Here is a 7,665-nt window from a genome sequence, read left to right as displayed (position 1 = left end):
AGCAGCCCCCTGCAACGGGCCAGACGCACCTGTGAACTGGCCGGCCTGGGCGAGCAGGCCCAGATCGAACCCGATCTCAAGGAATGGGACTACGGCGACTACGAGGGGCTGACCACCGCCGTGATTCGCGAGAGCGTCCCGGACTGGACCGTCTTCAGCCACCCCTGCCCAGGGGGAGAGAGCAGCGATCAGGTGCAGCAGCGCTGTGAGCGGGTGATTGCCCGTGCCAGCGCATACGCCAGCGGTGCACCAGGGGAGCGCTGTGACGTGGCGCTCTTTGCCCATGGCCACATCCTGCGCAGCCTCGCGGGGTGCTGGCTGGGGCAGGGCCCCGCCGGCGGCGCCCGACTGGTGCTGGGTACCGGCAGCTTCTGCGTTCTGGGCTACGAGCGTCAGACCCGCGCCCTGATCCACTGGAATGCCCCAGCCCAACCGGCCTAAAGCCGGCCGTGGCCGAAAGCCAAAACCCATGCCACCTTGAAGACACCAGGCCTTCGCAGAGGGGGGTGGATGACGCGGGATGACAGCCCACAACGCCAGTCAGGGACACCGGGCTGGCTGATTGCCGATACGCGGCCCCTCACCCGAGGAAACCGCAGCGCCAAAGTGCGGCAATGGGTGCGCCAGGAGCAGCGCCACAACAGCCAAAGCGCGCTTCGGATTGAGCGCTGGCAGCTGCAGATCCGAGGCCATGTGCAAGGCGTCGGCTTCCGTGAAAGTTGCAGCCGCATGGCCAAAGACCTCGACCTCAGCGGCTGGGTGAGGAATTGCCCGGACGGCTCCGTGGAAGTGCAGGCCGAGGGCCAGCCCCATCATCTGACCCAATTGCGCCTCTGGTGTGAACGGGGTCCCAGGGAGGCGGAGGTGCTGAGCGTGAACCAAAGCCAGCTCCCGCCCCTCAAGGAAGACTGGTTCGAAATTCGCCGTTAGATGACCAATGGCACCCTCTGGGCCGAGTTGCTGGCCTACGGCAGTGGGATCGCCCTGAGCCCGCTGCATATCGGCCTGCTGCTGCTGCTCCTGCTCGGGCCAAACCCGCTGCGGCGCGGCGGGCTGCTCGTGCTCGGCTGGATGCTCACCGTCACCGCCATGGTGGTGCTGCTGCTGACCGTGGGCCATGGCCTCCTGCTCACGATGGAGAAAGGCACCAGCCACCGCACAGGCTTGGATTTGCTCGCGGCCGGTGCCTTGCTGGCCCTGGGGCTCAAAGAATTACTGGATCGCAAAGAAGACGGTGCCGAGGCCCCCGGCTGGACCCGTCAGCTCGATCGCTTCTGCGCCATGCCCCTGCCGTTGCTGCTGGGGGTGAGTTCAGCCCTGGAGGTCATCAGCCCCGACGACCTCTTCCTCTTTGCCAAAGCCGCCTCAGCCCTGCTGTCCTCTGGGCTGAGCCAACTGCAAGAGACGCTCTACACCGGCGGCTTCGCCCTGGCCTGCAGCACGGCGCTCCTGCTGCCCTTCCTCGCGGTGCTCATCGGCCGCGACCAGGTGTTGCCCCTGCTCGAGCGCGGTAAAACCCTGCTGTTCAACAAGGGGGATCTGCTGGTGGGGGGGCTGAGCTTGGTCTTGGCGGGCTACCTCGGCTGGCAGGGCATCGAAGGCTTGCAGCTCAGCTAGCACCCTTGAGCCAGCGGCTCCAGCGATCACGCTCCTGGGTGGCCCCGGCACTGGCCAGACGCTGATCGGCACTGAGCCAAACCGCCTGCGAGGCCCGGCTGACCGCCACATAGACCAACTGGCGCCGCAGGGTGTCATCACTGGGCCAGAAGACGTCACCGGCGATGAAGACCTCGCCAAAGGTGCTGCCCTGGCTGCGGTGCACCGTCAGCACCGCAGCGGGACCCAGGGAGGCGAAGGCATCGCGCACTAGGAAATAACGCCGCCAGAGACTGCGGCCCTGCTGCTTGCCGGCTTCCCGGGCCTGGAGGCGCAGGGAGCGCATGACCCCATCGAGGGCTTGGCGTCCGGCACTGCCCACCGGCGGGAGGAGACGCAGGGTGAGCCGGGTCTCGCCAGCCTCCACCTCGGCATTGAGGGTGTCGATCACGGCCGGCGTCAGGCCGTCGCCGCTGCCCACCCCAAAGTCCGCCAGGTCACAGCGCTCGGGGGTGACATCGCGGACCACCAATTCACGGTTGGAGCCGAGCAGCATGTCGGGCTCCTCCGCGGCCTCCTCCCCGGCCCGGCACGCCGGGGCCATCACCGCCGAGCGGGTCATCAAGACCTCCCCCGGCAGGACGGGGAGCTGGTCGGCCATCTCGCCATGGATGGCGCGGCGGGCCAGCGGAACCAACTGCTCCAGGGCCCGGTTCGTGTAGCAAAGAATCCTGGCGTGATCGGGGTTATCGAGCTCCGCCCCGCGCTTCAGGGCCGCCTGGGCCGCCTCCAGCCACTGGGAGCGGGGCAAGACCGCCACCTGCCCCTGGGGGTCACGAACCAGCCCCAAGGCCGGGGGCTGACGGCAGGGAAGATCACCACTGCGCAGACCGGTGGCGAGCTGCAACACCGGACCTTGATGGCGCACCACCTCGGTCAAGCTGGCGTTGACGGAGCGGCCCATCGAGAACACCGGGCTCTGCGGTTCCCCCACGGGCGGCAACTGGGCCGGATCGCCGACAAAGACCAAGCGGGTCTTGAAGGGGTGGGCGCAGCGCAGGGCAATCTCCAGGAGGGCGCTGTCGACCATCGAGGCCTCGTCGATCAGCACCAAGGAGAGGTTCTCGAGGGAGCCAGCGGTCTGCTCGGTTTCTTCGCACCGTTCCAGATCCCCCTGGCGCTTGAGCTTCAGCCGCAGCAAACGGTGGATGGTGCTCGGATACCAGGTGGGCTGAAGGCCGGCCCAGGACAGCTGTTGCCGCAGGACACCCACCGCCTTGTGGGTGGGGGCCACGACGGTCCAACACCAATCCCTCTGCTCCACCAGGGCCAGCAGGTGGCAGGAGAGGAAGGTCTTCCCGGTGCCAGCAAAACCACTGAGGACAAACGGAGTGCCGTCGTAGGGGGCCTTGAGCCACTGCTCAAACGCCTCGGTCGCCGCCGTTTGGCCGCTGGTCAGCCCCCCCTCAGCCAATCGCCATCCAGCCCCAGTGCTGGGCCAGGGTCAAGGGAGAGCCCACCAGCACCAGCCCCGGCAGGGAAACCAGGGGGCCCATCAGGCTGCCGACCAGCACCTCCAAGGGGGTGTGGCCGAGCTTCTCCTTGAGCGGCGCCTGCTCCTCTCCCCCATCACTCAGGGCATTGACGCGGGCTGCCGTGAGCCCGGCGGAATAGCGGACGTGGGAGGCGTCATAGAGGACCACGAAGCACATGGTCGCCGCCAGGGCAAACAGGCCGGAATCAAACCCCTGCTGCCAGCCCAGAGCGGCGGCGGTCCCGGTCAGCAAGGCCGAATGGCTCGAGGGCATGCCACCGGTCTCGACGAGCACCTTTGGGTTCCAGCGGCGGTGCACCACCAGCTCAATCACCAGCTTGGAGAACTGGGCCGTGCCACAGGCGGCGAGCCCCCACCACAGGGCCCCGTTGTCCAAAAGAGCGTTCATCGATCGCGGCTGGTGATGTAGTCCGCCAGGGCCAGCAGCGGAGCCGCCGAGCCATTGCTGTTAAACGGCTCCAGCGCTTGCTTGGCTTCCGCCACCAGGGCATCAGCCCGCTGGCGGGACTCCTCAAGACCAAGGAGCTTGGGATAGGTGGTCTTATCGGCCGTCAGGTCCTTGCCGGCGGTCTTGCCCAGCACTTCGCTGCTGGCGGTGACATCAAGGATGTCGTCAATGATCTGGAAGGCCAGACCGATCCCGCGGGCATAGGTGGTCAGGGCCGCCAGCAGGGCCTCGGAGGCGCCGGCGATCAGGGCGCCGGTCAGCACGCAGGAGCGCAGCAGCGCTCCGGTTTTGTGGAGATGGATGTACTCGAGGGTCTCGAGGTCAACGTCCTTGCCTTCGCACTCCAGGTCCACCACCTGACCGCCCACCAGGCCGGGGGCACCGGAGGCCAAAGACAGCTCGCCCACCACCTTGATCAACTGCTCGGCAGGGACCCCAGGGCTGCGCAGCGCCACCATCTCAAAGGCGCGGGTCAGCAGGGCATCCCCAGCAAGGATCGCGTTGGCTTCGCCGTAGACCTTGTGGTTCGTCGGCATCCCCCGGCGCAGGTCGTCGTTGTCCATGGCCGGCAGGTCGTCATGGATCAGCGACATGGTGTGGATCATTTCCAGAGCCACAGCCGTCGGCATCGCCAAGGCCGCATCACCGCCGGCCAACTCGCAGGCCGCCAAGCAAAGGATGGGACGCAGGCGCTTGCCCCCCGCCAGGAGTGAGTAGCGCATGGCCTCCCGCAGGCTCTCGGGGCGCTCCGGCCCCAGGGAGCCATCGAGGGCCTGCTCCACCTGCTGCCGGGATGACTCCAGGTAGGCAGCGAAATCAAAGTGGCCCGGCTCCCCCGTGGAGGTGCTGTCAGTCGTCGTCACCGCCGCGCTCATGGGAGATCTGGGCCCAGGGCCATCGCTCGGGCGGATTCTCTCAGGCCGCGCCCCGCTATGGGAGCAAATCCGCCAAGGGCTGATCCAAACCGCAGCGTTGACACCAACTGGCAACGGTGTTGACCAGCAGGAGGGTCACGGTCATCGGACCGACGCCGCCCGGGACGGGGGTGATGGCGCTGGCGATCGGCTCGACCTCGTCAAAACGCACATCACCACACAACTTGGCCTTCGCGCCCGGCTCGCTGGGCAAGCGGTGAATCCCCACATCAACGACCACAGCGCCTGGCTTGACGTGCTCGGCGCCAATCATCCGGGGACGTCCGGCGGCCACCACCAGCACATCGGCCTGACGGGTGAGTTCCGCCAGGTCCTTGGTGCGGGAATGGCCAATGCTCACCGTGGCGTTGGCCGCCTGCAGCATCAGGGCCATGGGCTGCCCCACCAGGATGCTGCGGCCGACCACCACGGCCCGCTTGCCCGAGAGCTCAACGCCACCCGCCGCAAGCAGGGCCATGACGCCGGCGGGGGTGCAGCTGCGGGGGCCGGGCTCCCCCTTCAGCAGGCGGCCGAGGTTGAGGGTGTGCAATCCATCGGCATCTTTTTCGGGATCGATCGCCGCCAGGAGGGGACCTTCGTCCAGTCCGTCCGGCAGCGGCAGCTGCAGCAGGATTCCATCGACCGCAGGGTCGGCATTGAGGCGTTGGATTGTGCTCAACACCTCCGCCGCCGGGGTCTCGGCGGGCAGATGGGCGCCCAGGTTGGTGATGCCAATGCGACTGCAGGCCTTCTCTTTATTGGCGACATACACACCGCTGGCCGGGTCATCCCCCACCCGCAGCACCGCCAGGCCCGGGGGCCGGCCGGCCTGGGCGAGACGTTCGGCCACGACGCGCTCGAGGCGCTCTTCCAACGCAGCTGCCAATTGACGGCCGTCGAGACGCTGAGCCATGGCGAGGGGCAGGCAATCTCCTCTCAGCATGCAACGGCAGGGCTAGCGTGGGGACCTGTCATGCCCTCGCCGTGACTCGCCTGAGCACCGTGCCCCAGCTCTGGCGAAGGCTCCAGCGTCTCTGGAGGCAGTTGTTGCGGCTGGAGATGCCGCGTCAGGTGCTGACGCCCTGGAAGCGCGGCGCGAGCGCAGGCGTCGTCCTGATGGCCCTGGTGGTGGCCCTGGTCTCCAGCTGGCCCTGGTTGGTGGAGCCGAGCCTGCGGCCGGGCATCCCTGCACCCTTCACCGCGAAAGCGCCGAAGGCCGCCACGGTGGTGGACTCCGATGCCCTGGAGCAGCGCCGCTCCCAACTGGGCCTTCGGACCTATGTCCAGGTGGTGGATGAGCGCCAAAGCCAGGACCTGGAGGCGCGGCTGGAGCGCCAACTCGAAGCCGTCAACCGTCTCGCCGCGAGCGATCAAGAGCAGGTCGCTCCAATCGACATCAACCCACAGGAGCGGGCTTGGCTGAGGCGCTCCAGTCGCCGGCAGCTCCTGCGCTGGGAGCAGGAACTGCGCCAGGCCCAATCGCGGATGTTGCGCCAAGGGGTGGTGGGCAACGTCGCCCGGCAACAGCTGGTGAAAGCGGCCCGCCATCAATTGGAGGGAATGCAGGAGCCGGAGCTGGGCCTCGGCGCACGCCTGATCGCGAATTCCCTGCAGGGGCGCACCAACCTCCGCATCGACCCGGCCCTCAGCCAGCGGATGTTGGAGGACCTGCTCACCCAGCAGGGGATCCCCACCATTCAAGTCAGGAAGGGTGAACTGATCGCCCGGCAGGGAGAACCGATCAGTCAGCAGGCCTATGCGGTCCTCGACTACTTCGGCCTCGTGAACCGGCGCCCCCTGATTGGCGCCTGGTTGCAGCACTTCGCGGAAGCCCTGGCCGCCTCCAGCGTGATGGTGCTGCTGATCCGAAACCGCCGGGTCAGCCTGGAGCCCCGTCAGGCGCTCCTCGCCCTGGGCCTGCTGGCGCTCGTCCAAGGCCTGAAGCTCTGGCTCGGTGCGGCCGCCAGCCCCCTGGCACTGCTCGTTCCGCCGACGCTCCTGCTCGCCCAGGGACTGGGAACCACCGCCGGACTGGCCTGGCTGGCGATGGCCAGCCTGCTCTGGCCGCTTCCCCTCTCTCCCTTTTTTGACCAGCGGATTTTGATCGCGGCGGCCGTGGCCGCCATCACCGCCGTCCTGGCGGATCGCCAACGCAACCGCGCCCAGCTGCTGCAGCTGGCCCTGCTGGTGCCACTGGGTGCGCTCCTGGCTGAATGGTTGCTGCTGCAGCTGGAGCTCTTCCGCGGTGTTCGGGAGGGGGGCCTCCCGATCGGATCGGACCTCACCGGAGAAGCGCTGGTGCTGGGCGGCCTGCTGCTGGGGGTCCTGCTGATCGGCCCGATGGTCGAGAGCTTTTTTGACCTCCTGACCCGCAGTCGCTTGATGGAATTGGCGGATCTGGAGCGGCCACTGCTGCGGCGTCTCTCCTGCGAAGCCCCGGGCACCTTCGAGCACACCTTGATGATCTGCGGCCTAGCCGAAGAGGGGGCCCGCTCCATCGGCGCCGACATCGACTTGACCCGCACGGGGGCGCTGTATCACGACGTGGGCAAACTCCATGGCCCCCAGTGGTTCATCGAAAACCAAGAGGGGGGCGACAACCCCCACGACCAACTCGATGACCCCCAACTGAGTGCGGGGATCCTCCAGGCCCACGTGGATGAGGGCCTCAAGTTGGCAAAGCGCTACCGGCTGCCCAAACCCCTGGCGGACTTCATCCCTGAACACCAGGGGACGTTGAAGATGGGCTACTTCCTCCATGAAGCCCGCCGGCGTGATCCCCAGATCCGCGAGGAGGATTACCGCTACCGCGGTCCAACACCCAGGAGCCGGGAGACGGCGGTGTTGATGCTGGCCGATGGCTGCGAGGCGGCCCTGCGCTCGCTCCCCCCCGACACCAGCGAAACCCAGGCCCGCGATGTGGTGCGCAGCATCGTCGAGGCCCGCTGGCGCGATGGCCAACTCACAGACAGCGGCCTGACCCCTGCAGAGTTGGAGCTGTTGGTCCGCGCCTTCGTTCGGGTGTGGCGGCGGATGCGCCATCGCCGCATTCCCTATCCAATCCCCGCCCGCAAGAGTTTCAGCGCCTGATGTCCTCCAACCGCTGGCAGAACGCCTGGTTCCCCGTGGCGTTCCTGCGCGACCTGGACCGC

General features: G+C 67.6%; 8 protein-coding genes. 4 read left to right on the top strand and 4 right to left on the bottom strand.

What is annotated here, in order from left to right; all coding sequences use genetic code 11:
- The 3 genes from QZ189_RS10065 to QZ189_RS10055 form a co-directional block, all read left to right on the top strand.
- A partial coding sequence (locus tag QZ189_RS10065; RefSeq protein ID WP_296421682.1) for a histidine phosphatase family protein occupies window positions 1-441 on the top strand: 441 nt, incomplete at its 5' end.
- Between the two features lie 69 nt (window positions 442-510).
- Complete coding sequence (locus QZ189_RS10060; protein ID WP_296421681.1) at window positions 511-930, top strand: acylphosphatase; 420 nt, start codon at window positions 511-513, stop codon at window positions 928-930.
- Entirely contained in the window at window positions 931-1,617 is a 687-nt protein-coding gene (locus QZ189_RS10055) for a GAP family protein (RefSeq protein WP_010317893.1), read from the top strand.
- Here QZ189_RS10055 and QZ189_RS10050 read toward each other — a convergent pair.
- From QZ189_RS10050 to folD, 4 genes are read right to left on the bottom strand one after another with little or no spacing between them, the layout of a single operon-like run.
- A complete protein-coding gene (locus QZ189_RS10050) occupies window positions 1,610-3,070 on the bottom strand; it encodes an AAA family ATPase (RefSeq protein ID WP_247479134.1) in 1,461 nt (486 codons plus the stop codon). The genes QZ189_RS10055 and QZ189_RS10050 overlap by 8 nt on opposite strands.
- Window positions 3,063-3,539: a divergent PAP2 family protein gene (locus tag QZ189_RS10045; protein ID WP_296416024.1), complete on the bottom strand. Its 477-nt coding sequence runs from the start codon at window positions 3,537-3,539 to the stop codon at window positions 3,063-3,065. The genes QZ189_RS10050 and QZ189_RS10045 overlap by 8 nt, the downstream gene beginning before the upstream one ends.
- The gene (gene crtE, locus QZ189_RS10040; RefSeq protein WP_010317896.1) at window positions 3,536-4,474 is read right to left on the bottom strand and encodes a geranylgeranyl diphosphate synthase CrtE; all 939 of its coding nucleotides are present in this window, start codon (window positions 4,472-4,474) and stop codon (window positions 3,536-3,538) included. Before crtE ends, QZ189_RS10045 begins: the two co-directional genes overlap by 4 nt.
- A 55-nt stretch (window positions 4,475-4,529) precedes the next feature.
- Window positions 4,530-5,426, bottom strand: a complete 897-nt coding sequence (gene folD, locus QZ189_RS10035; RefSeq protein ID WP_296416023.1) for a bifunctional methylenetetrahydrofolate dehydrogenase/methenyltetrahydrofolate cyclohydrolase FolD — start codon at window positions 5,424-5,426, stop codon at window positions 4,530-4,532.
- Window positions 5,427-5,572: 146 nt separating this feature from the next.
- Here folD and QZ189_RS10030 point away from each other — a divergent pair, with 146 nt between their 5' ends.
- On the top strand, window positions 5,573-7,603 hold the full coding sequence (locus QZ189_RS10030) for an HDIG domain-containing metalloprotein (RefSeq protein WP_050778501.1): 2,031 nt from the start codon (window positions 5,573-5,575) through the stop codon (window positions 7,601-7,603).
- Window positions 7,604-7,665 lie beyond the last annotated feature (62 nt).

The sequence above is a fragment of the Vulcanococcus sp. CPBay_Sum15L08_68 genome (assembly GCF_017855895.1).
Lineage (GTDB): Bacteria > Cyanobacteriota > Cyanobacteriia > PCC-6307 > Cyanobiaceae > Vulcanococcus.
The sequence above is the reverse complement of the archived record's forward strand: the minus strand, read 5'-3'. Positions and strand labels throughout refer to the sequence as shown.